This is a genomic window from Pseudarthrobacter defluvii (assembly GCF_030816725.1).
Classification (GTDB): domain Bacteria; phylum Actinomycetota; class Actinomycetes; order Actinomycetales; family Micrococcaceae; genus Arthrobacter; species Arthrobacter defluvii_A.
The window spans coordinates 4,557,944-4,580,739 of the sequence record NZ_JAUSYG010000001.1 but is presented as its reverse complement, the minus strand read 5'-3'; the positions used below and the strand labels follow the sequence as shown (position 1 = coordinate 4,580,739).

Below are 22,796 nucleotides of genomic sequence, written 5' to 3'. Positions count from 1 at the left end.
ATCCAGTCCGGCTTTGCAAACCGCGTTCCCGCGGTTCATCTTCACCAGGATCAGCCCCGCCCGGACAGAGCACGCCACAGAGGCGAACCGTTTTCCAGGCCGTTCAAAAGGGGGGGGTGGCCGCTATTTTTCCGCTTCAGCGGCGGCGACTCAGAAAACAATACCCGTCCGCAACCCCCACGGCAAATCGGGCAGAGAGAGCCGTCCCTGCCCCTAAAAACCCAGAAACGGCGGGGTTTTTAGGGGCACCAACCGGGCCTGGCACTCCTCCAGAACGGAATTACTGCTTCTGTGGAGTGGCTCACACCCGCAGCGGGGTTCTACTGCACCCGCAGGACCACTTCGAAGTCGGCCTCCCGCGGCTTCAGCCGGTAGGGCTCCAGCACCCCTGGACCGCAGGCGGCTGTCCCCACGCCCCGCAGCGCGTGATCCATGTAGATGTAGCTGCGGCCATCCGGCACGAGATCTGGTCTGTGCCTCGCAGCGGCGAGCACGTCCAGGCCGTAAGGCCGAACAGTCAGGGCGAAGGGCTCGCCCGAAAGATGCAGCTTTCCGCCACCTGTCTCCAGAACCGCGGACCGCACACCGGACCGGGCTCCCGATTCCTGGGGGCGAACATAGTCCACGTCCAGGCCAGCGAGAGGCGATTCGAACCATCCCGTGCGCGCGCCCTGGCCGGTGTCGGGGTAGCTCTGGTGCGGACCTTGGCCGAACCATCCCACGCTGGCGGTTTCCGTACCCAGCACGAGCTCGAGGCCGATCCGCGCCCACTCCACGTCGAATCCCGCGTTGATCCAGTCCCCTGCAGGTTTGACCTGCGTCCTCAATGCCAGGGAGCCGGCACTGCTGGTCCACGTGTAATCCACCAGTACCCCGAACTGCTTATCCGCCGCACCCACGCGCGTGCTGACGCGGAGGCGCTCACCGCCGTCGGCCGTTGACTCCGCGCTGATACCCAGCAGGCGGGCATGAAGCCGGTCAAGCCCTGCATCCCTCCACTGGGCAGCAAGGGGCCGCGGGTCCGCCCCGCCCCACTCCCGCCCAAGGTCGTTGTCTGTGGGCGGCCACCACAACACCAGGCCCAGCCTCTCCACCGGGAGTCCACCAATGGCGGTGGGCATGCCGGTGGCACGGTCGAACACAGCAGTGCCAAGCCGCAGTTCCCCGTCGCCCACCTCAATGCAGTCACGCGCCGGCATTCCATCACCGGGTGAGGCGAAGCGTGCACTCAGCCCCCAGGCCACCTCATGGCCGGAACCGGCCCAGGCAGTATCCGCGGCCAGCATGGCGCTGACGGTCAGTACCGCATTTCCGTCCCGGGGCAGTCCCGCCGCATACTCCCCAACCTCCGCAGGCAACTCCACAAGCGCCTGGGACTGTGGCGCCAACGGCGCAACGGCCAGCGTTCCCTCAAGCTGCGTGACGCCGTCGGCCTCCACCCTGTACTGGAAACGGAAGCCGGAGGTGTCCGCGAAATCCTGCCCGTTCCTCAGAGTGAAGCTGCCCCAGGAATCCGCAATACCGATATGCAGCGGTTCAATGACCTTCTTGAAGTCCAGGAGCCCGGGCCGGGGGTTGCGGTCAGCGTCCACCAGCCCGTCGGTGACGAAGTTTCCGTCGTGGACCTCCTCACCGAAATCCCCGCCGTAGGCGAAATGCTCACCGCCGCCGGGAGAAGGCACGGTGATCCCGTGTTCGAGCCACTCCCAGACGAAGCCGCCCATCAGCCGGGGGTACTTTTCGAACAACTCCTGGTATTCGCTCATGCCGCCCGGCCCGTTGCCCATGGCGTGCACGTATTCGCAGAGCACGAACGGCATGGCGCGGCGGCGCGCGTCCAGATCGGCGTCCTCGAGGGCGGGCTCGATGCCTTGCCCGATTAGCGCCGTCTCGGCCTGGCTGGCATACATCCGGGAGTAAACATCCACGTCCGGCGAGGACCAGTCGCCCTCGTAGTGGATGGGACGGGACGGGTCACGGTCCTTGGCCCAGCGGGACATCGCGGCGAGGTTCCGGCCCGTGCCCGCCTCGTTGCCCAGCGACCACATGATCACCGAAGGATGGTTCTTGTCGCGCTCGATGGTCCGCTGCATCCGGTCCAGCAGGGCGTCCTCCCACTGCGGATCATCGCTGGGGTTTTGCGCCCAGCCGGCACTGTGGAAACCGTGCGTTTCGAGGTCGCATTCAAGGACCACGTAGAAGCCCAGCTGGTCCGCCAGCGTCAGGAATTCCGGGTGTGGCGGGTAGTGCGAGGTCCGGATGGCGTTGATGTTGTGCTGCTTCATCAGCCGCAGTTCCGCCTCCATCACGTCCCTGGGGACGGCCCGGCCCAGCCGGGGATGGTGCTCATGGCGGTTTACGCCGCGGAGCAGGACGCGGCGGCCATTTACCTTGAACTGGGCGTCCTCGATGGTGATGCTGCGGAAGCCCAGCTGCAGCGAAACCGTCTCGCCGGGCGTTGCGACCGTGGCGTGGTAGAGGCGGGGAAGCTCCGCTGACCAGGGTTCCACAGCCGGCACGCGCTGCTCGGCCCCCGCAGCCAGCTCCAGGCCAAGTTCCGGAACGCGTACGACGGCGTCAATCGCCTGCCCGGCCCGGGTCACCTCTACCCGGAGCGTACCTTCGCCCGTTCCCGGATGGTAGCCGGCGTGGACAAAAACATCGTCGATGCCGTCGGCCGGCCGGGCCTGCAGCGCCACGTCCCGGAAGATCCCCGGGAGCCACCACATGTCCTGGTCCTCCAGGTAGCTTGCCGCGGAGAACTGGGCCACCCGCACGGCCAGCGTATTGGTGCCCGCGACAAGGACGCCGGAGACGTCAAACTCATGGGCCAGCCGGCTTCCCCGGGTGGTGCCCAGCTCCACGCCGTTCAGCCACACGGTCCCGGCGGAGTCGATGCCGTCGAACCGCAGCAGCGCACGCGGGAAGAACTCCGGGCCGGCCTCGAAGGTGACCAGGTGGTCGCCCACCGGGTTGGCATCGGGCACGTGGGGCGGTTCCACCGGGAACGGGAACTGGACATTGGTGTAGGCCGGCGACCCGTGGCCGTGCATGTTCCAGCTGGACGGCACGGGAAGAGGGGTGAAGCCGGACAGGTCACTTCGGTGCTGCCACCCGTCCTCCGGGGCCGTCCGGATTCCCGGGCTCAAGCGGAACTGCCATTCGCCGTTCAGCGACAGCCGCGCTGAGTCCGACGCCAAGTACGCCCGGGCGGGAAGGCTGCCTCGTCCCGGTTTCAGCGAGGCCAGTTCCGCGACTTCCGCGGCGCCAAGCTCAAGGCTGCGGGAGACACTTGCGGCAGCCGCAGCGGAACGGTGGCCGGCGGTCGCGGCGGGGGTGTGCAGGGACATGTGGCTTCCTTGGTGGCGAGACGTGAACCGGAGCGTGAACGTTCACGCAGGGACAGCATGAGCCTATCGTCCAGTACTTCATTTGAGTAGGGGTCAGGCGGATTGCCGGACAACCAGCTGGTGTTCAAGAGTCAGGTAGGCCTCGGGGCTGCGCTCCGCGATGGAGCCGGACAGTAGGCCCTCCAGCAGTCCGACGGCGGCACGGCCCACCGCCCGCAGGTCAAGCGACAGGGTGGTGAGCTCCGGCGTCACCAGCTCTCCCAGCGGTATTCCATCCATGCCGATCACCGCGCATTCGGTGGGAACAGACACCCCCGACTCCTGGAGCGCCTTGAGTGCTCCGGCCGCCATGAGGTCATTGAAGGCCAGAATGCCATCGATGCGTTCTCCGCCCCCGGGAAGGACGGCTACAGCCAACTTGGCTGCGGCTGCCGATGGTTCGGTCTCCAGTCGGGTGAGGCGGAGGCCGGCCTTGGCTGCTACTTCAGCTGCTGCCGCGCTCCGGCTGCTGGCCGGTCCACCGTGGTCCGAGTCCAGGAAGACGATGTTTCGGCACCCCCTGGATGCCAGACGGGCCAGGGCGAGCTGGGCTGCGTGCCGGTAGTCAAAGGAGATCCCGCCGGCGGTGCCCGCGCCCGGGGAGTCAAGGGCGACGACGGGTCGCCGGCCCATCAGCGCCTGTGCCTCATCCGGCTGCGGTGCAAGGTATCCGATCAGCGCGTCAACCTGGGGTGCAAGCCGGGCGGCTGCATCGGCAGCGCTGCCTGTGCCGTGGCCATAGTCGTCCACCACCACGTTCCAGTCCCTCTCCGTGGCAGCCTCCACCACGCTGGAGGCGAAGGCCGGGAAATAGGGGTTGGTCAGGTCCGGAATGGCGAGGCCGATGGAGATCTGCGCACCCTGCACCAGGCCCTTGGCAAAGCGGCTGGGGGTGTAACCCATCTCGGCCGCGAGCTTCTGGACCCGGTCCCTGGTGTCCTGGCTGATGCCTTTCATGCCATTCATGGCCCGGGTCACCGTTTGGCGCGATACACCGGCAGCGGCCGCGACGTCCAGGATGGTGGCGCGCTTGCCCGCGGGCCTGGACGTTCGGGGAGTCATAACCCGTAAGTCTAGATGCTGTTAAATGTGGGAGGCCCCAACCGTGTGGTTGGGGCCTCGACCTCAATGATTGTTCCGGCGGTGACCTACTCTCCCACACCCTCCCGGGTGCAGTACCATCGGCGCTGTGGGTCTTAGCTTCCGGGTTCGGAATGGGACCGGGCGTTTCCCCCACGCTATGACCGCCGTAACCCTTTCACCCGCTCCCCCGCGTTGGTGTTGCTTTGGGGGTGGGAAGACTGTGGTTACAACATGTGGTGTTGTATTCAGTTGTGTTGGTTCCCTGTGCAACCCGTGTGTTGCGGGGGTTGTTGGTTGGGAACCACATAGTGGACGCAAGCAGAATTTGTATGTTTCTGTGTGGTGTAAGTTGTTGGCCTATTAGTACCGGTCAGCTTCACGAGTCGTTAGTCCTCGCTTCCACATCCGGCCTATCAACCCAGTGGTCTGGCTGGGGACCTCTCACACATAAATGTGTATGGAAATCTCATCTTGAAGCGAGCTTCCCGCTTAGATGCTTTCAGCGGTTATCCCATCCGAACGTAGCTAATCAGCGGTGCACTTGGCAGTACAACTGACACACCAGAGGTTCGTCCGTCCCGGTCCTCTCGTACTAAGGACAGCCCTTCTCAAATTTCCTGCGCGCGCAGCGGATAGGGACCGAACTGTCTCACGACGTTCTAAACCCAGCTCGCGTACCGCTTTAATGGGCGAACAGCCCAACCCTTGGGACCTACTCCAGCCCCAGGATGCGACGAGCCGACATCGAGGTGCCAAACCATGCCGTCGATATGGACTCTTGGGCAAGATCAGCCTGTTATCCCCGAGGTACCTTTTATCCGTTGAGCGACGGCCATTCCACAATGTACCGCCGGATCACTAGTCCCGACTTTCGTCCCTGCTCGAGATGTCTCTCTCACAGTCAAGCTCCCTTGTGCACTTACACTCGACACCTGATTGCCAACCAGGCTGAGGGAACCTTTGGGCGCCTCCGTTACTTTTTAGGAGGCAACCGCCCCAGTTAAACTACCCATCAGGCACTGTCCCTGACCCGGATTACGGGCCGAAGTTAGATGTCCAAAGTGACCAGAGTGGTATTTCAACGATGACTCCACCCGAACTGGCGTCCGGGCTTCAACGTCTCCCACCTATCCTACACAAGCCACTCCGAACACCAATACCAAACTATAGTAAAGGTCTCGGGGTCTTTCCGTCCTGCTGCGCGTAACGAGCATCTTTACTCGTACTGCAATTTCGCCGAGTTTATGGTTGAGACAGCGGGGAAGTCGTTACTCCATTCGTGCAGGTCGGAACTTACCCGACAAGGAATTTCGCTACCTTAGGATGGTTATAGTTACCACCGCCGTTTACTGGGGCTTAAATTCTCAGCTTCGCCTTGCGGCTAACCGGTCCTCTTAACCTTCCAGCACCGGGCAGGAGTCAGTCCGTATACATCGTCTTGCGACTTCGCACGGACCTGTGTTTTTAGTAAACAGTCGCTTCCCCCTGGTCTCTGCGGCCCCGATCCCCTCCCACCAGCGATGTGGTGTTCAAGGTTGGGGCCCCCCTTCTCCCGAAGTTACGGGGGCATTTTGCCGAGTTCCTTAACCATAATTCTCTCGATCGCCTTGGTATTCTCTACCTGATCACCTGTGTCGGTTTGGGGTACGGGCGGCTAAAACCTCGCGTCGATGCTTTTCTCGGCAGCATAGGATCACCAAATCCCCCCAACGGGGGTCCCATCAGATCTCAGGCTATGTGAGTGGCGGATTTGCCTACCACTCGCCCTACATCCTTAGACCGGGACAACCATCGCCCGGCTCGGCTACCTTCCTGCGTCACACCTGTTAATACGCTTGCCTCCCGGGATCAGGTCCTGCGCTCCACCAAAACCCTTCACCCACAAGGGGTGTCGGGCAGGTTTCGGGCAGTTAGTATCCCCCGCTCAGCATGGGCGGTTTTTCGCCGGTACGGGAATATCAACCCGTTGTCCATCGACTACGCCTGTCGGCCTCGCCTTAGGTCCCGACTTACCCAGGGCAGATTAGCTTGACCCTGGAACCCTTGATCATTCGGCGGACGGGTTTCTCACCCGTCTTTCGCTACTCATGCCTGCATTCTCACTCGTGTAGGCTCCACCGCTGGTTTACACCGCGACTTCACCGCCCACACGACGCTCCCCTACCCATCCACACTCCTGAACCACGAAGGCTTGGAGAATATGTGAATGCCACAACTTCGGCGGTGTACTTGAGCCCCGCTACATTGTCGGCGCGGAATCACTTGACCAGTGAGCTATTACGCACTCTTTTAAGGGTGGCTGCTTCTAAGCCAACCTCCTGGTTGTCTTCGCAACTCCACATCCTTTCCCACTTAGCACACGCTTAGGGGCCTTAGTTGGTGGTCTGGGCTGTTTCCCTCTCGACTATGAAGCTTATCCCCCACAGTCTCACTGCTGCGCTCTCACTTACCGGCATTCGGAGTTTGGCTGACGTCAGTAACCTTGTAGGGCCCATTAGCCATCCAGTAGCTCTACCTCCAGCAAGAAACACGCAACGCTGCACCTAAATGCATTTCGGGGAGAACCAGCTATCACGAAGTTTGATTGGCCTTTCACCCCTACCCACAGCTCATCCCCTCCATTTTCAACTGAAGTGGGTTCGGTCCTCCACGACGTCTTACCGTCGCTTCAACCTGGCCATGGGTAGATCACTTCGCTTCGGGTCTAGATCACGCCACTCACACGCCCTATTCAGACTCGCTTTCGCTACGGCTGCCCCACACGGGTTAACCTCGCGACGTAACACTAACTCGCAGGCTCATTCTTCAAAAGGCACGCCGTCACAACTACAAGGTTGCTCCGACGGATTGTAAGCACACGGTTTCAGGTACTGTTTCACTCCCCTCCCGGGGTACTTTTCACCTTTCCCTCACGGTACTGGTCCGCTATCGGTCATTAGGGAGTATTTAGGCTTATCAGGTGGTCCTGACAGATTCGCACGGGATTTCTCGGGCCCCGTACTACTTGGGATACTCACACAGGCGGTGCTACACATTACGGTTACGGGACTAACACCCTCTCTGGCCGGCCTTTCAAAACCGTTCACCTATGCGCGCACATCACACCCCACCAGCCCGGCAGAACTGGTATGGAAAGTCCCACAACCCCGACCATGCAACGCCCGCCGGCTATCACACATGGAACGGTTTAGCCTGATCCGCGTTCGCTCGCCACTACTAACGGAATCACTATTGTTTTCTCTTCCTGCGGGTACTGAGATGTTTCACTTCCCCGCGTTCCCCCCACGCACCCTATGTGTTCAGGTACGGGTCACCAAGTCACTCGCGCGCTTGACGGGGTTTCCCCATTCGGACACCCTGGGATCACAGTCCGGTTATCGACTCCCCCAGGCTTATCGCAGATTCCTACGTCCTTCTTCGGCTCCTAATGCCAAGGCATCCACCGTGTGCTCTTAAAAACTTGACCACAAAGATCAAAAACATTTTCGAGAGAACCACAGAAACCAACCACGCACAATCAACACCACCCACAAAGGAGCAGCACCACCACGCGCAGCCAGATCCAGGTTCATATATCTTGGAAATTGCTTCTTATACAAGATGCTCGCGTCCACTATGTAGTTCTCAAACAACAACCCCACACCACACACCCCACACACAAACCCCCAAAGGGATCAACACGCGTGGACCGTCATGGCAGGGAAACCAGAAACAAACAAACCCACCAGAACACCACCCACACCCCGAAAGGCGCAGACAGCGAACCCGTGGCCCTGTTGTCTCAGGACCCAACAGTGTGCCAAACACTAAACCATCCCCACCCCGCACCCCACCGTTCCAGAACCACCAGGGTTCGTACTAGAGAAGAGCGCAGAAAGAAACAGCCGCTATTTGTTGATATTCCACCCATGAGCACCCGCCGCAGGACAATCGCCTGCGCAACGGGCTTGCTTCCTGACAACCCCCACACCCGGACATACATCCAGGCCGGATGGTTGTAGGTGCTCCTTAGAAAGGAGGTGATCCAGCCGCACCTTCCGGTACGGCTACCTTGTTACGACTTAGTCCCAATCGCCAGTCCCACCTTCGACAGCTCCCTCCCACAAGGGGTTAGGCCACCGGCTTCGGGTGTTACCAACTTTCGTGACTTGACGGGCGGTGTGTACAAGGCCCGGGAACGTATTCACCGCAGCGTTGCTGATCTGCGATTACTAGCGACTCCGACTTCATGGGGTCGAGTTGCAGACCCCAATCCGAACTGAGACCGGCTTTTTGGGATTAGCTCCACCTCACAGTATCGCAACCCTTTGTACCGGCCATTGTAGCATGCGTGAAGCCCAAGACATAAGGGGCATGATGATTTGACGTCGTCCCCACCTTCCTCCGAGTTGACCCCGGCAGTCTCCTATGAGTCCCCACCATCACGTGCTGGCAACATAGAACGAGGGTTGCGCTCGTTGCGGGACTTAACCCAACATCTCACGACACGAGCTGACGACAACCATGCACCACCTGTAAACCGACCGCAAGCGGGGCACCTGTTTCCAGGTATTACCGGTTCATGTCAAGCCTTGGTAAGGTTCTTCGCGTTGCATCGAATTAATCCGCATGCTCCGCCGCTTGTGCGGGCCCCCGTCAATTCCTTTGAGTTTTAGCCTTGCGGCCGTACTCCCCAGGCGGGGCACTTAATGCGTTAGCTACGGCGCGGAAAACGTGGAATGTCCCCCACACCTAGTGCCCAACGTTTACGGCATGGACTACCAGGGTATCTAATCCTGTTCGCTCCCCATGCTTTCGCTCCTCAGCGTCAGTTAATGCCCAGAGACCTGCCTTCGCCATCGGTGTTCCTCCTGATATCTGCGCATTTCACCGCTACACCAGGAATTCCAGTCTCCCCTACATCACTCTAGTCTGCCCGTACCCACCGCAGATCCGGAGTTGAGCCCCGGACTTTCACGGCAGACGCGACAAACCGCCTACGAGCTCTTTACGCCCAATAATTCCGGATAACGCTTGCGCCCTACGTATTACCGCGGCTGCTGGCACGTAGTTAGCCGGCGCTTCTTCTGCAGGTACCGTCACCTTGCGGCTTCTTCCCTACTGAAAGAGGTTTACAACCCGAAGGCCGTCATCCCTCACGCGGCGTCGCTGCATCAGGCTTGCGCCCATTGTGCAATATTCCCCACTGCTGCCTCCCGTAGGAGTCTGGGCCGTGTCTCAGTCCCAGTGTGGCCGGTCACCCTCTCAGGCCGGCTACCCGTCGTCGCCTTGGTAGGCCATTACCCCACCAACAAGCTGATAGGCCGCGAGTCCATCCAAAACCACAAAAGCTTTCCACCAACCACCATGCGATAGTCGGTCATATCCGGTATTAGACCCAGTTTCCCAGGCTTATCCCAGAGTCAAGGGCAGGTTACTCACGTGTTACTCACCCGTTCGCCACTAATCCACCAGCAAGCTGGTTTCATCGTTCGACTTGCATGTGTTAAGCACGCCGCCAGCGTTCATCCTGAGCCAGGATCAAACTCTCCGTTGAAGAAAAACAGACACAACCAAGCACCACGGAAATAACGCGGAACCAGGCTGCACAAAATTTGAAACCAGCCAAAAACACCAAACCAATACCACAGGGGCGGCACGATTCGGCAAATTCAACCAATCACATTACATAATCGGTATCAACAAACTTGGCACACTATTGAGTTCTCAAACAACAGACACACCCGGCACCACCCAAACCAACGTTCAGGATCGCTCCGGAGCAACTTTCCAAACCTACCCGATCACACCCTGCGACGCAAATCCATGTCTCAGGATGCTCATCAGTGGAAGACCGGCCCCACCCATTTCCAGCGCCCTAAAGAGCAACCAGATTTTGGCTTTGATTTCGGGGTTTTTGGCCGCGCGGTGATCAGTTCTTCACTGTCTCCCCCGCGGCGACTTAGAAAACAATACACGGACTCTGCGTCCACCGCAAACCGTGGCTTTGGCCCAGGGAAATCCCCGGGATTCCGCGACAGAACGGACTTTACGCGCCCAAGCCAGCCTGCTGCCGTCGTCATTGGTTGATGTGTGCTGCCTCACCGCATCCCGGCGAGATCAACCGGCTGGGGCAAGCTTCATGGGCCACCGGTTAACGCAGAAGGGCCGGCAACCCTAAGGTTGCCGGCCCTTCTCAAGCAGCTGGAATCAGCAGTGCTGAATTACCAGGAAGACTTGGTGATGCCCGGGAGTTCGCCCTTGTGTGCCATGTCGCGGAAACGGACACGGGAGATGCCGAACTTCTGGAAGGTGCCACGGGGGCGGCCGTCGATGATGTCGCGGTTACGCAGACGGATCGGGGACGCGTTGCGGGGCAGCTTCTGCAGGCCCAGGCGAGCTGCTTCGCGTGCTTCGTCGGTTGCGTTTTCGTCAACCAGGGTCTTCTTCAGTTCGAGGCGCTTGGCAGCGTAACGCTCAACGATGACCTTGCGCTGCTCGTTGCGAGCAATCTTGGACTTCTTAGCCATGTTTAGCGCTCCTCTCGGAATTCGACGTGCTGGCGGATCTTGGGGTCGTACTTCTTCAGGACCATGCGGTCCGGGTCGTTACGACGGTTCTTGCGGGTTACGTAGGTGTAACCCGTTCCCGCGGTCGACTTGAGCTTGATGATGGGACGTACGTCCTTGTCCTTAGCCACTAGAGCTTCACCCCACGAGCCAGGATCTGGGCGACGACTACGTCGATGCCGCGAACGTCAATGGTCTTGATGCCCTTTGCAGAAACCTGCAGAGTGACATTACGGCGCAGGGACGGAACCCAGTAGCGCTTCTTCTGGATGTTCGGATCGAACCGGCGCTTGTTGCGGCGGTGCGAGTGCGAAATGCTGTGCCCAAAGCCCGGCTCGGCCCCGGTCACTTGGCAGTGTGCTGCCATGACTTCTCCTCAAGAATTGAAAGTAATGATCCGCATATCGGCTGCTGGACCATGCTGCCAAGTGCGACCCACAGAATGTACGGGCAACGGTTAGTTACGCAACTTGAGCCCCTAACTACCGGCCACCCTGGAGAAAATTACCGGGCAACCGGAGCAATTGCGCACGCTCCGCGCACTTAGCGCCTACCAAGTCTACGAGTTGACGCAATTAAAGACCAATCGGGTGTATAAGTGGCGGCTCTCGCGAAAAGGTCACAGCCGCCGCTGGCCCCTTTTCACAGCAGGGACATAGCTTCCCCACGCATGTTTGATGCATGAACACGCAGCTCCTGCCGGCATCACCAGCCGCAAGCAGCTCCGGCCGCCCGGAGCTTTCACCACCGAAGATACCCGCCCGCGGCTGGTTCGCCCGCCAGTACCGCCAGCGCATGCTCCGGACGGATCTCCTGACCGTCATTGCCTGGGCATCCGTTGCCGCGGCCATCGCCCTGTGGCTGGCCGACGGTGGTGCCACCAACATCACCTCGCCCGCCGCACTGTTCACGGCTGCGGGGATCGTGGCCGGGCTGGCGGGCATGGACCTGGTCCTGCTCATGCTGCTCCTGGCCGCAAGGATCCCTTTCATCGACCGCACCATCGGCCATGACCGCGCCCTGGAATTCCACGGCAAACTGGGCAAGCCGTCCCTCTATCTCCTGTTGGCACACGGCCTCCTGCTCGTCGTCGGGTACGGCATGGCCGAAGGATTGGACCCGGTCAGCGAGTCCATCAACCTGTGGGTGCAGGTGCCCGATATGTGGTTGGCGTTCGTCTCCATGGCGCTGTTCATCGCCGTCGTCGTAACGTCCCTGGTGGCTGTGCGCCGGCGCTTTCCGTACGAGTTCTGGTACGTGGTCCACCTGCTGACCTACGCTGCCGTGGCCACTTCGATCCCGCACCAGTTCAGCGTGGGCGGCCTCTTCGCAGCGGGCACCTGGCAGCGCTGGTACTGGCTCGCCATCTGCATCTACACCGGCACAGCCCTGGTGTACTTCCGGATCCTGGAGCCGGTGCTGGCCACCGCACGGCACCGGCTGACGGTGGCCCGCGTGGAAGCCGTCGCTCCCGGCGTAGTGAACATCGTCATGCGGGGCCGGAAGCTGGATCAGCTGGCGGGAACAGGTGGACGCTTCTTTATCTGGCGCTTCCTCGCCCCGGGCCTGTGGTGGCACCCTCATCCCTTCAGCCTGTCCGCCGAGCCGGTTTTCAATGGCCCGGCCGGCCAGGGGACACTGCGGGTCACGGTGCGGAACCTTGGTGACGGCTCCGCCCAGCTTCTGCGGCTGCGTAAGGGAACCAAGGTGGCACTCGAAGGCCCCTACGGCCTGCTCAGCACGGCGGCCCGGACGAGGAACAAGGTGGTGATGATCGGCGCCGGTATCGGCATCACTCCCCTGCGCGCGCTGCTGGAAACCACGCCTTTTGCTCCCGGCGGGGCGACCGTCCTGCTCCGGGGCCACACCGACCAGGAGCTGTACCTGGGCAGCGAAATCCTTGACCTGTGCCGGGCCCGCAGCGTCCGGCTCTTCCATCTCACGGGCCGAAGGTCCCGGTTCGGCTCCACGTGGCTTCCCGAGGACGCCGTGCAGAACGGCTACAGCCTCACCTCCTACCTGCCGGACATCGCGGATGCGGACGTCTACGTCTGCGGCCCGGCGGCGTGGGCGGCCAATGTCATTGCGGATGCCGCGAAAGCCGGCGTCCCCGAGGAACAGATCCATCACGAAAGGTTTGACTGGTGAAAATACGCGGAACAGTCGCAGCAGCTCTGGCCTCGGCCGGGATCCTCCTGGCGGGCTGGCAGACGGGCACGCAGGCGGGCGGCATCAGCACCGTCGCGTCAAGTACGACGGCGACAGGCACCACGGGTGCGGCCGGCACAGGTTCGTCGGGTTCGTCCGGGTCGGGTTCCACGGGGGCAGCAGGGTCGTACGGATCCACGGGGTCCTCCGGCTCGTCAGGCTCTTCGGGTTCCTCCGGTTCCTCCGGCTCCTCGAACTCCTCAGCCTCCGGCACCTACAAGGGCAACACCGTCCAGACCCGGTTCGGTCCCGTGCAGGTCCAGATCACGGTGGCAAACGGGAAGATCACGGATGTCACCGCCCTCCAGCTGACTAATACGGACGGCAAGTCCATCCAGATCAGCGACCGTGCGGCTCCCCTGCTTCGCAGCAAGGTCTTGGCGGCACAGTCAGCAAATGTCCAAACCATCACCGGCGCCACCATCACCAGCGACGCCTACCTGACCTCACTCCAGGCGGCCATCGATGCAGCGAACCTCTGAGCCCCTGCCCGGGGCCGGCACCCTCAAGTGAGCCCCTGCCCGGGGCCGGCACCCTCAAGGCTCCCGCCCTGAAGGCCCACACCTTTGACTGCATGGGTACGGTCATCGGCCTCACCATGCCCATGGACACCCGCGCGGAAGGGCAACCGGGGTTGGACGAGCTGGCTGCCGCCACCGCCGTCGTCGAACGTCTTTTCCGGGAGTTGGACGACACCTTCAGCCTGTACCGTCCGGAGTCGGAAGCGAGCAGGATCGCACACGGGGAGCTAAAGCTGCCCCACGCCTCGGCGCAGATGCGTGAGAGGTACGCCGAGGCGCATGAATGGCGGCTGCGCACCGAGGGCGCCTTCACCCCTGAAAGGCCTGACGGCGTGCTGGACCTTTCAGGGATCATCAAGGGGCATGCCATTCGCGAAGCAGGAGCAACGCTGCTGGCCCTGGGGCTGCGCGACTGGTGCCTCAATGCCGGCGGCGACGTGCTGGTCAGCGGCTCGCCGCACCCCGGCAGCGCCGAGCCCTGGAAGGCAGGCGTTGTGGATCCTGCCGACCGCCGCACCCTCATCACCGGCTACGCTCTCGGCGGCAAGAGCCGGCACAGCGCGATCGCCACGTCCGGCTCCGCTGAGCGCGGCGAGCACATCTGGCGGGTGGGAAAAGAGGCCCACGAAGCCGGCGAATTCGTCCAGGTGACCGTGGCAGCCGGCGACATCGTCACGGCTGATGTCCTGGCCACGGCGATTGTCGCCGGCGGGACGCCGATGCTGAACCGCGCTGCGGACAGCTGGGATGTTGCCGTGCTGGCCGTCCGGGCTGACGGCTCAATGCTGGCAACCCCGGGCTTCCAGCCCGCCTGACCGTCCGGCGGCAGCTCCTGCTACAGCCGCGTGAGCTGTGGGTACCTGGGCTGCAGGTTGTCCCCGGAGGACTTGCCCGTGACGCGGCGGACTACCCACGGCGCCGCGTACTCGCGGAACCACTGCGCGTTGGCGCGGATGGCCTCGGTCCCGGTCAGCTGGGGGACGGGCGTCATGGGCGGGACCTCGATGGAGTGGTCGTACTTGATGACCTCGAGGACACGTTTTGCCATGTTGGCGTGGCCGGCAGCGGACATGTGCATCCGGTCATGGGCCCACATGCCCCAGTCGTAGTACTCGCTGAAACGCCAGTAATCCACCAGCAGGGCGCCGTGGTCCCCGGCGATCCCGCGGACCAGTTCGTTATAGATGGCGGTGCGGCCCCGCATGGTGCCGAAAACCTTCGAACCCCTGGCATCGAATCCGGTGAACATCACCACGGTGGCGCCGGTGGCGGCGAGCTTACCCACGGCGTCGTTGTATTCGGCCAGGAGGTCGTCGATGTCCACCTTGGGGCGCAGGATGTCATTGGCACCGGCGTAGATGGTCACCAGGGTGGGATTAAGTTCGACGGCGGCATCCACCTGCTCTACCAGGATCTGGCGGAGTTTCCTCCCGCGGATGGCCAGGTTGGCATAGCCGAAGTTCGGGTCGGCGGCGCAGAGTTGCTCAGCCACGCGGTCCGCCCAGCCGCGGACACCGTTGGGACGTGTGGGATCGTCGTCGCCAACGCCTTCCGTGAAGGAGTCGCCAAGGGCCACGAACCGGGAAGTGAAATCCATGCGGTTAGTTTGCCATCCGTTGCCGAAAGCAACCAATCGGCTGGTGGATGCCCAGGTCAGTCCTGCTTTTCGCGCAGGATCCAGTGGTCAGTGTCCAGCCGTCCCACCACTTTTTCGCCGATCCGGGCCAGGTCCAGCACATCCTGCTCGGTCAGGGCATCGAGGAACAGGTGCCTGACGTCCTCAACGTGGCCAGGAGCCAGGCCCACGATGGTGGCCATGCCTTCCTCGGTGAGGTGCGCGGTGGTAACCCTGGCATCGGAGGGGTGCGGGCGGCGCTCCACCCATCCGCGCTTCTGCAGCTTGGTCACCACATGCGAAAGGCGGGACAGGGACGCGCTGCTGCGGGCCGCGAGCTCGCTCATGGGCAGGAACCGGTCTTCCGCCTCTGAGAGCATGGCCAGGACCGTGTAGTCGAAGAGCGACAGCTTCCCCGCGGCGTGCAGCTTGGTATCCAAGGCCGCCGGCAGCAGCGTGTTGATGCTCACCAGCGCCAGCCAGGCACGGCGTTCGTCGGCGGTCAGCCAGCGGGGTTCGGTCATGGTCCCCATTCTACGATTGATCTTTCAACCAGCTTCTCCGGCCCCGGTAGGCTTGCCGCATGTATGTTGTCTCCCTCACCTACCGTGTGCCCCAGGAGATCGTCGACTTCCACAACGACGCCCACATAGCCTGGCTTCAGAAGGCGTTCGACGACGGCATCTTCATCGCTGCCGGCCGCAAGATTCCGCGCACCGGCGGGCTGCTGCTGTCGCAGGCCGAGAAGGAAACCCTCGACGCCAGCCTCGCGCAGGACCCGTTCTATACCAACGGCGTTGCGGACTTCGAGGTGCTGGAGTTCCATGCCGGCCGGGTGGCGCCGGGGTTTGAAAACCTGCTGGACACCCCGCCCGCGCCTACCGTTTAAGGCGCGGTCCGCCGTCGTACTTTCCTCCGGACATTTCTCCGGCCAGCTTCTTCAGGCCGCCCTTCTGCGGCACCTTCACCGGCTGAGGCCAGCGCGGAGTGAGCGTATCCCCCAGCGTGACACCCCGGAGCTTGCGGCCGAAGAGCGGGAGGACCCAGTCGTGGACCCAGCGCCGTTGCCGCCGCTCCCACTCCCGCAGGCCCAGCCTGGGTGCCGGATCCCAGTCCTTGGGTTTGATCTTGTGCTGCACGCCCAGCTGGTCCAGCACCTGCCCGGCAAGGTATTTGTGGCCCGCCTTTGACATATGGAGCCGGTCCGAGTCCCACATCCTGCGGTCGTGGAAGGCGTCGAGGCACCAGTAATCCACCAGCACGGACCCGTACTTCTCCGCGATCTCCCGCACCCGCTCGTTGTAGAAGGTGTTGCGCTTCTTCAGTGGCTCCAGCAGCGCCGAAACCTTGACGTCGAACCCCGTGAAGAGGACAAGGGTGGCCCCGGTGCCCGCCAGTTCCGCGACGAGCCGCTCATAGTCCGCCAGCAAGGCGGGCATGTCCGTTTTCAGGTCCAGGAGGTCGTTGCCTCCCGCGTAGAGCGTGACCAGTGTTGGCCGCATCCGCAGGGCGGGTTCCAGCTGCTCGTCGATGATGTGCCGCAGCCGCTTGCTCCTGATGGCCAGGTTGGCGTACTTCCATCCGGGCTGCGCCTTGGCCAGCTTTTCCGCCACCCGGTCAGCCCACCCTCGCACCCCGTTGGGCAGCCGCTCATCCCGGTCCCCCACCCCTTCAGTGAAGGAGTCACCGAGGGCAACAAACACCCGCCGCCCGGAGTCAGGAAGCAAGGGATCAGAGGGCACAGGCAAGAAAGTAGCGAAACAAACCAACGCAAGTACGACGTCGGGATGAACAGCGAGTGAGCGCGCGTTTGAGTCTGGCCCGCGAAAAGTGAGCGGGCGTTGCGAAAAAACCTGCAAAACCTGGTGGGGCGTCGCAGGGAAAAGTGCGAAAGGTGAGCGAACGTCCGGGGCGGGAGGGACATCCGGCAGCGTGCGTCTAAGCGAGGAACGAGCGAGCACGCAGAGGATGTGCCTCCCGCCCCGGCGAGAGCCGGAGTCAGCCTTCGGCTTTGCCCTGCCGCCAGTAACCCATGAACGCCACCTGCTTCCGGTCAATCCCCACATCCCGCACAAGATACCGCCGCAGCTCCTTGATCACCCCTGCTTCGCCGGCGATCCAGGCGTAGAAGGGCAGTGCGCCGGCGGGCAGGTGCGGGTTCCTGGTGGCGTTGATCTCCGCGGTGTCCAGACGTGCTGGCGTCTCCCAGAGAATGTCCTCATCTACGTTGACGTCTTCGGGCTCAAGCCCCGCCCCGCCGTCGTCCGCTCTGATGCCCACCCAACCCGGCAGGGGGACAGCGTTGCGGACAGCCTCCTGAAGCAGCTGGCCGTGCGGCCTGGACCGGCCGAGTGCGGCACCGCGGGCCAGCCAGGTGATTTCGATGTCCGCCGGAGAGCTGAGTTCCAGGAAGTCGCCGGCCTGCGGAACTTCCAGGAAGGCATGGCCACTCATGTAAGACGGGAGGGTTTCCAGGATCGCGGAGATGGCGGGGACGGCGGTTTCGTCGCCGGCGAGCAGGACGCGCTGGGCCATGCCGGCGCGCCACTCGATGCCGGAATAGGTTTCGGCGGTGACGCAGTGCGCAGCCCGGTTGTTCGGGCCGATGATGGTGAGCGGGTCACCGGGTTTGGCCTTGGATGCCCAGTCCGCGGCTGGCCCGGCGCCTCCGTGCTCGTCGCTATGCATCACGAAGTCGACGTCGATCTCCGGGTACACCGCATCCAGCCGCGCCTCCCGGACCGTATAGGTGCGCATGGAGCCGCGCACTTCCGGGTCCATGGCCAGCCAGTCCCGGTACCAACCGGCCTGGCTCATCTCAAAGGTGGGGAGCGGAAGTTCCACGCCATCCGGGGCTTTTGACGGGATCAGGAGTTTGATCCGCAGGTCCAGGGTGTGGCCGAGGACGCCGAAGTCTCGCAGGCAGTAGCCGCCGAAGGTGATCCTGCGGAACGTGGGGCTCAGCTGCTGGACAGCGGATACGGCCACCTCGAAGGCAAGGCTCATTGGCTGGGTGGCGGCGCTTTCCCGGATCTTCATGAAACGAGCTCCAATTCGTTGGCGGTGGCACGGTGGCGGCCGATGGGAATAATCAGCGGGGTGCCGGAGACGGGGTCGGGAATGACACGGGACTCAAGCCTGAAAACATCACGGACCAGCTCTTCCGTAACCACCTCAATAGGGGACCCCATGGCCGCCACGGCTCCGTCCTTCATGGCGATGACATTGTCTGCGTAGCGGGCGGCCAGGTTGAGGTCGTGCAGGACGATGGCCACGGTGGTGCCCCGGCTGCGGTTCAGGTCCGTCACCAGGTCCAGGACTTCCACCTGGTGCGCCAAGTCAAGGTAGGTGGTGGGTTCGTCCAGCAGCAGGATTTCCGTTTCCTGGGCGAGTGCCATGGCAATCCAGACCCGCTGCCGTTGGCCGCCGGACAGTTCGTCCACGTCCCGCCCGGCGAGCTCCAGCGTTCCGGTGGCTTCCAGCGCCCGCTGCACCGCGAGATCGTGTAGGGACGAGTCCCCTTCACTCCAGCTCCGGAAGAAGCCCTGGTGCGGGTAGCGTCCCCGACCCACCAGGTCGCGGACGGTGATCCCGTCCGGGGCGCTGGGGTGCTGGGGAAGCAGGCCCAGGGTGCGGGCCAGTTCGCGTGCCGGGCGGGAATGGATGTCCTTGCCGTCCAGGGTCACGGCGCCGGCTGCGGGTTTCAGGAGCCGGGACAGGCCGCGCAGCAGCGTGGATTTACCGCAGGCGTTGGCGCCCACGATCATGGTCACCTTTCCTTCCGGAATCCGGACGCTCAGCCCATCCAGCACGCAGCGTTGGTCGTATTTGAGGGTCAGGTCCTGGGCTTCGAGAACTGCCACTTCAGGCATCCTTTCGGTTGGCCGTGACCAGGAGCCACAGCAGGAACGGTGCGCCGAGCGCGCCGGTAATGACGCCCACCGGCAGGACGGTGCCGTCCAGCAGCAGGGGCGCAAGTTTGGCAGCGCAGTAGTCGGCGGCCAGGACAATCAGGGCACCCACAAAGGCCGACGCCGGCAGGCTGGCTTTGCCGGTGAAGCGGCGGGCGATCGGACCGGCAAGGAAGGCGACGAACGAGACCGGGCCGGCAGCCGCCGTCGCCACTGCTGCCAACGACACGGCAATGACCACCAGGACCAGCCGGGCTCTGTTTACTGGCACGCCCAGTCCGGCGGCAGCGTCATCCCCCAGTTCCAGGATGCGCAACGGCCCGGCGACGAGCGCGACGGCGGGGAGCAGCAGCGCGAGCGCCATGCCAAGGATGCCGGCACGGTCCCAGTTGGCGGAGTTCAGGGATCCGTTGAGCCACACCAGTGCGTCCGCGGCGGTGCGGATGTCGGCGCGGGTCATCAGGAAGCTGACCACGGCCTGCAGTGCGGCCGCTATCCCCACCCCGGCCAGGACCAGGCGGTTTCCGGCGGTGTTTCCCCTGCCGCCTCCGCGGCCGCTGCGGGAGATCGCGTGGATCAGGGCTGCCACGGCCAGGGCACCTGCCAGTGCCGCGCCGGACACAGCGGCACCGGATGCGCCAAAGATGACAATCGCAACAACCGCCGCCACGCTGGCCCCCGAGCTGATGCCAATGACGTCGGGGCTGGCGAGGGGGTTGCGGAGCATGGTCTGGAACAGGGCGCCGGCCAGGCCGAATGCGATCCCGATCAGGGTGCCGATGACGGCCCGGGGAAGCTTGTTCTCCATCACGATGAAGCTGGCGCCGGGGATCTTGGGCCCGCCGGTCAGGTGGTTGATGACGATGGTGAAGAAATCCGGGATCGTCACCGTGTAGCTGCCCAGCAGGACGGATGCGAAGAACATCAGCACCACGGTGGCAGCCAGCATTGCGGTCCGGTGCAGTCGCCTCCTTCCCCCGCGTTGCTCCATCACTTTTGGTCCTTTAGGACCGGTTTTGGCAGCCATATCTGATAGCGCAACGCCGGTCACAGCCCTGCCCCTTTCCCGCGGCGGACCAGCCAGACGAACACCGGCGCGCCGAGCAGTGCGGTCATGATGCCGGCCGGGACCTCCCCAGGCAGCAGCACCACCCGGCCGATCACGTCCGCGCCCAACAGCAGTGCCGGGGCAGCGACCAGGGAGAACGGCAGGATCCAGCGGTAGTCCGGGCCGGTGAGGAAGCGGACCGCGTGCGGGATTACCAGGCCGACGAAGCCGATGGGCCCCGCCAGCGCGGTGGCCGTGCCGCACAGCAGGACCACCCCCAGGGCCACCACCGCGCGGGACAGGCCTACCCGTTGGCCCAGCCCGCGGGCAACGTCGTCCCCCAAGGCAAGGCTGTTGAGGGTCCGTCCAGCCAGCAGCACGATGAGTGCACCGGCCGCCAGGAACGGCAAACCCGGCCGGAGTACCGACCAGTCGCGGCCCGCGATGCCGCCCACCTGCCAGAAGCGGAACCGGTCCAGCGTGTCCTGGCTGGAGACCAGGATGACGTTCATGAGCGAGGACAGCCCTGCGCTGAGTGCGGCTCCCGCGAGCGCGAGCTTCACCGGCGTTGCACCGTCCCGGCCCAGCGAGGCGATGAGGTACACCACGACGGCGGCCGCGGCGGCCCCCGTGAACGCGAACCAGATGTAGCCGGTGAAGGTGGTGACGCCGAACAGGTAGATTCCGGTGACCACCGCCAGGGCAGCTCCGGCGTTGACTCCGATGATGCCGGGATCGGCCAGTGGGTTGCGCGCCACCCCCTGCATGGCAGCACCTGCCAGGCCCAGGGCGGCTCCGGCCAGCAGGCCGAGGACGGTCCGCGGGATGCGGGCCTGCACCACGGCGTGGTCCCCGTTTGCGGGATCGAACGCTGTGAGCGCCTGCCACACAGTGCCGAGGGGAACGTCACGGGCGCCCACGGCCAGCGATGTGCCGGCCATGAGCACCAGCACGACGACGGCGGCAGCCAGCCAGGCGGCCCGTTTCCTTCCTGACGCATCACCGCGGAGGTGACCAGCGGCTGCGCTGGGCGGCACCGCGGTGCCTGTACCCGCGGCCGGGTGTGCCGTCGTCGTACTCATGGAGGTGCGCCTACTTCACTGCATCCGCGGCGCTCGCCAGCTGGGGCAGGAACGTGTCCAGGGACCACGGCAGGCTCAACGGTGACGAGGCCGAGATGGAAAGGGTCAGGGTGTTGTCCGAGTCGGCCACCAGGGCGCCGTTCTTGATCGCCGGGATCTGGCCAAGCAGGGGATCAGCCTTGATGGCGTCAGCTGTGGAGGCGTCGGGAACCCAGGTGACAAAGATGTCAGAGTCCAGTTCGTTGGCCTTCTCTGCTGACCACGGGATGTAGAACTCCTTGGAGCCCTTCGAGTTGTTTGCCACTACAGGCGCAAGGTTCATCCCGATTTCGCTGAGGAAGCGGGGCCGGTTGTCGTTGGCGGTGTAGACGTTCACGCCGTCGCCCTTGGCGGGTTCCAGGTTGCCGTAAATGAAGCTCTTGCCCTGGATCTGCGGGTACCGGGCAACCTTCTCCTTGACGGCGGCCTCGGTGTCGGAAACCAGTTTGGCCGCTTCGGCGTCCTTGCCAAGGGCCTTTCCGATAATGGTGGTTGCGTCCTGCCAGGAGGTTCCGTAGGCCACCTCCGGGTGGGCCACCACGGGCGCGATCCCGCTGAGCTTTTTGTAGTCCTCTTCCGTGAGGCCGGAATAGGCGGCGAGGATTACGTCCGGGCTGAGCTTGGCGATTTCAGTGAAGTTGATGCCGTCCGCCTCCGAATACTGCACCGGTGCCTTGGCCGAACCGAAACCTGCGCCCAGTTCCTCGAGGGCCGCGTCCTTCCACGGGGTGGATCCCTTGTCGTTGCCGCCCCACTCGTTCTTGGGAACGCCCACAGGTACTACTCCGAGGGCGATGGCGACGTCGTCATTCACCCAGGAGACGGTGGCAACGCGGGTGGGCTGCTTGTCGATGGTGGTCTCGCCGTACACGTGTTGGATGGTCACGGGGAAGGCAGGGCTGCTGCTGGAACTGGTTGCATCCGAAACCGGTGAGGCGGGCCCCGTGCTGCACGCGGAAAGCGTAAGCGTTGCCGCCGCCAGCGCTGCTGCGGCCTTGCCGGCGGAAGAAAAGAGGGTCCGGCGGGTGGAAAGGGGGCCGGGAAAGAGGGGGGATGTCACGGTGCTCCTTGATCAGGCTGGTGAAAACTTAAGTAAGGCTAACCTATGTAAACGGCAATTACGCAAATGTTTTGTCACCTAATACTTCCTAAGTGACGCAGCGCACAACTCCCGGGCGGCCCCCGGGGCAGTTCCTTGGACAGGTGGCGATTGATTTGGCAGGATGGCCTTGCCGGTCCGGCGGCAAGAACACCGGGATGCTGACAGGAACAGGACAACGGGAACAATGAGCACGCAGAAGGCCAGCTGGGCCGCCGCTGCCGTGGAAAGCGGGGTGGCCGCTTTGGCCTGC

Annotated in this window: 17 protein-coding genes and 3 rRNA genes; 4 read left to right on the top strand and 16 right to left on the bottom strand. The window is 63.3% G+C overall.

What is annotated here, in order from left to right; translation table 11 throughout:
* Positions 1-320: 320 nt before the first annotated feature.
* From QF031_RS21405 to rpmB, 8 genes are all read right to left on the bottom strand, one after another.
* Positions 321-3,350 (bottom strand): glycoside hydrolase family 2 TIM barrel-domain containing protein, encoded by a 3,030-nt coding sequence (locus QF031_RS21405; protein WP_307433021.1) that lies wholly within the window; start codon positions 3,348-3,350, stop codon positions 321-323.
* 93 nt (positions 3,351-3,443) lie between these two features.
* Positions 3,444-4,451: a LacI family DNA-binding transcriptional regulator gene (locus QF031_RS21400; protein ID WP_307433019.1), complete on the bottom strand. Its 1,008-nt coding sequence runs from the start codon at positions 4,449-4,451 to the stop codon at positions 3,444-3,446.
* A 73-nt stretch (positions 4,452-4,524) separates the two neighbouring features.
* Positions 4,525-4,641 (bottom strand): 5S ribosomal RNA (gene rrf / locus QF031_RS21395).
* A gap of 170 nt (positions 4,642-4,811) precedes the next feature.
* A 23S ribosomal RNA gene (locus QF031_RS21390) occupies positions 4,812-7,938 on the bottom strand.
* Between the two features lie 546 nt (positions 7,939-8,484).
* A 16S ribosomal RNA gene (locus QF031_RS21385) occupies positions 8,485-10,008 on the bottom strand.
* Together the 16S, 23S and 5S rRNA genes form the textbook arrangement of a ribosomal RNA operon.
* Before the next feature lie 667 nt (positions 10,009-10,675).
* Positions 10,676-10,981, bottom strand: a complete 306-nt coding sequence (gene rpsN, locus QF031_RS21380; protein ID WP_009358853.1) for a 30S ribosomal protein S14 — start codon at positions 10,979-10,981, stop codon at positions 10,676-10,678.
* A 2-nt stretch (positions 10,982-10,983) separates the two neighbouring features.
* Positions 10,984-11,151 (bottom strand): 50S ribosomal protein L33, encoded by a 168-nt coding sequence (gene rpmG / locus QF031_RS21375; protein ID WP_013602737.1) that lies wholly within the window; start codon positions 11,149-11,151, stop codon positions 10,984-10,986.
* Positions 11,151-11,387: a 50S ribosomal protein L28 gene (gene rpmB / locus QF031_RS21370; protein WP_142118317.1), complete on the bottom strand. Its 237-nt coding sequence runs from the start codon at positions 11,385-11,387 to the stop codon at positions 11,151-11,153. The genes rpmG and rpmB overlap by 1 nt, the downstream gene beginning before the upstream one ends.
* A gap of 314 nt (positions 11,388-11,701) precedes the next feature.
* Here rpmB and QF031_RS21365 point away from each other — a divergent pair, with 314 nt between their 5' ends.
* From QF031_RS21365 to QF031_RS21355, 3 genes are all read left to right on the top strand, one after another.
* Positions 11,702-13,168, top strand: coding sequence for a ferredoxin reductase family protein (locus tag QF031_RS21365; RefSeq protein WP_307433014.1), 1,467 nt, complete (start codon positions 11,702-11,704; stop codon positions 13,166-13,168).
* The gene (locus QF031_RS21360) at positions 13,165-13,710 is read left to right on the top strand and encodes an FMN-binding protein (protein WP_307433011.1); all 546 of its coding nucleotides are present in this window, start codon (positions 13,165-13,167) and stop codon (positions 13,708-13,710) included. Before QF031_RS21365 ends, QF031_RS21360 begins: the two co-directional genes overlap by 4 nt.
* Positions 13,711-13,802: 92 nt before the next feature.
* Positions 13,803-14,564: an FAD:protein FMN transferase gene (locus QF031_RS21355; protein ID WP_307433007.1), complete on the top strand. Its 762-nt coding sequence runs from the start codon at positions 13,803-13,805 to the stop codon at positions 14,562-14,564.
* A 20-nt stretch (positions 14,565-14,584) separates the two neighbouring features.
* On the opposite strand, the gene QF031_RS21350 is transcribed toward QF031_RS21355, so the two are convergent.
* Together QF031_RS21350 and QF031_RS21345 are read right to left on the bottom strand one after the other, a co-directional pair.
* Entirely contained in the window at positions 14,585-15,346 is a 762-nt protein-coding gene (locus tag QF031_RS21350) for an SGNH/GDSL hydrolase family protein (protein WP_307433004.1), read from the bottom strand.
* 56 nt (positions 15,347-15,402) lie between these two features.
* Positions 15,403-15,888 carry a MarR family winged helix-turn-helix transcriptional regulator gene (locus tag QF031_RS21345; RefSeq protein ID WP_307433002.1) on the bottom strand — a complete coding sequence of 162 codons (486 nt, stop codon included), beginning with the start codon at positions 15,886-15,888 and terminating at the stop codon, positions 15,403-15,405.
* Between the two features lie 59 nt (positions 15,889-15,947).
* Between QF031_RS21345 and QF031_RS21340 the strand changes: the two genes are divergently transcribed.
* Positions 15,948-16,253, top strand: coding sequence for a YciI family protein (locus QF031_RS21340; RefSeq protein WP_307432999.1), 306 nt, complete (start codon positions 15,948-15,950; stop codon positions 16,251-16,253).
* Here the strand turns inward: QF031_RS21340 and QF031_RS21335 are convergent.
* From QF031_RS21335 to QF031_RS21310, 6 genes are all read right to left on the bottom strand, one after another.
* Positions 16,243-17,106: an SGNH/GDSL hydrolase family protein gene (locus QF031_RS21335; RefSeq protein ID WP_307432997.1), complete on the bottom strand. Its 864-nt coding sequence runs from the start codon at positions 17,104-17,106 to the stop codon at positions 16,243-16,245. The two genes, QF031_RS21340 and QF031_RS21335, sit on opposite strands and share 11 nt — an antisense overlap.
* Positions 17,107-17,362: 256 nt before the next feature.
* Entirely contained in the window at positions 17,363-18,403 is a 1,041-nt protein-coding gene (locus QF031_RS21330; protein WP_307432995.1) for a siderophore-interacting protein, read from the bottom strand.
* Positions 18,400-19,227, bottom strand: coding sequence for an ABC transporter ATP-binding protein (locus tag QF031_RS21325; protein WP_307432992.1), 828 nt, complete (start codon positions 19,225-19,227; stop codon positions 18,400-18,402). The genes QF031_RS21330 and QF031_RS21325 overlap by 4 nt, the downstream gene beginning before the upstream one ends.
* A 1-nt stretch (position 19,228) precedes the next feature.
* Positions 19,229-20,224, bottom strand: a complete 996-nt coding sequence (locus QF031_RS21320; protein WP_370874576.1) for a FecCD family ABC transporter permease — start codon at positions 20,222-20,224, stop codon at positions 19,229-19,231.
* A gap of 98 nt (positions 20,225-20,322) precedes the next feature.
* Positions 20,323-21,405 (bottom strand): FecCD family ABC transporter permease, encoded by a 1,083-nt coding sequence (locus tag QF031_RS21315; RefSeq protein ID WP_307432989.1) that lies wholly within the window; start codon positions 21,403-21,405, stop codon positions 20,323-20,325.
* A 10-nt stretch (positions 21,406-21,415) separates the two neighbouring features.
* Positions 21,416-22,504: an iron-siderophore ABC transporter substrate-binding protein gene (locus QF031_RS21310; protein ID WP_307432987.1), complete on the bottom strand. Its 1,089-nt coding sequence runs from the start codon at positions 22,502-22,504 to the stop codon at positions 21,416-21,418.
* Between the last annotated feature and the right edge of the window lie 292 nt (positions 22,505-22,796).

What these genes read in the sequence shown, in the direction of transcription:
- rpmB (WP_142118317.1), bottom strand. Translation starts at nt 11,387, where the DNA reads ATGGCAGCACACTGCCAAGTGACCGGGGCCGAGCCGGGCTTTGGGCAC.
- QF031_RS21400 (WP_307433019.1), bottom strand. Translation starts at nt 4,451, where the DNA reads ATGACTCCCCGAACGTCCAGGCCCGCGGGCAAGCGCGCCACCATCCTG.
- rpsN (WP_009358853.1), bottom strand. Translation starts at nt 10,981, where the DNA reads ATGGCTAAGAAGTCCAAGATTGCTCGCAACGAGCAGCGCAAGGTCATC.
- QF031_RS21350 (WP_307433004.1), bottom strand. Translation starts at nt 15,346, where the DNA reads ATGGATTTCACTTCCCGGTTCGTGGCCCTTGGCGACTCCTTCACGGAA.
- QF031_RS21355 (WP_307433007.1), top strand. Translation starts at nt 13,803, where the DNA reads ATGGGTACGGTCATCGGCCTCACCATGCCCATGGACACCCGCGCGGAA.
- QF031_RS21365 (WP_307433014.1), top strand. Translation starts at nt 11,702, where the DNA reads ATGAACACGCAGCTCCTGCCGGCATCACCAGCCGCAAGCAGCTCCGGC.
- QF031_RS21340 (WP_307432999.1), top strand. Translation starts at nt 15,948, where the DNA reads ATGTATGTTGTCTCCCTCACCTACCGTGTGCCCCAGGAGATCGTCGAC.
- QF031_RS21330 (WP_307432995.1), bottom strand. Translation starts at nt 18,403, where the DNA reads ATGAAGATCCGGGAAAGCGCCGCCACCCAGCCAATGAGCCTTGCCTTC.
- QF031_RS21320 (WP_370874576.1), bottom strand. Translation starts at nt 20,224, where the DNA reads ATGCTGGCTGCCACCGTGGTGCTGATGTTCTTCGCATCCGTCCTGCTG.
- QF031_RS21315 (WP_307432989.1), bottom strand. Translation starts at nt 21,405, where the DNA reads ATGAGTACGACGACGGCACACCCGGCCGCGGGTACAGGCACCGCGGTG.
- QF031_RS21345 (WP_307433002.1), bottom strand. Translation starts at nt 15,888, where the DNA reads ATGACCGAACCCCGCTGGCTGACCGCCGACGAACGCCGTGCCTGGCTG.
- QF031_RS21405 (WP_307433021.1), bottom strand. Translation starts at nt 3,350, where the DNA reads ATGTCCCTGCACACCCCCGCCGCGACCGCCGGCCACCGTTCCGCTGCG.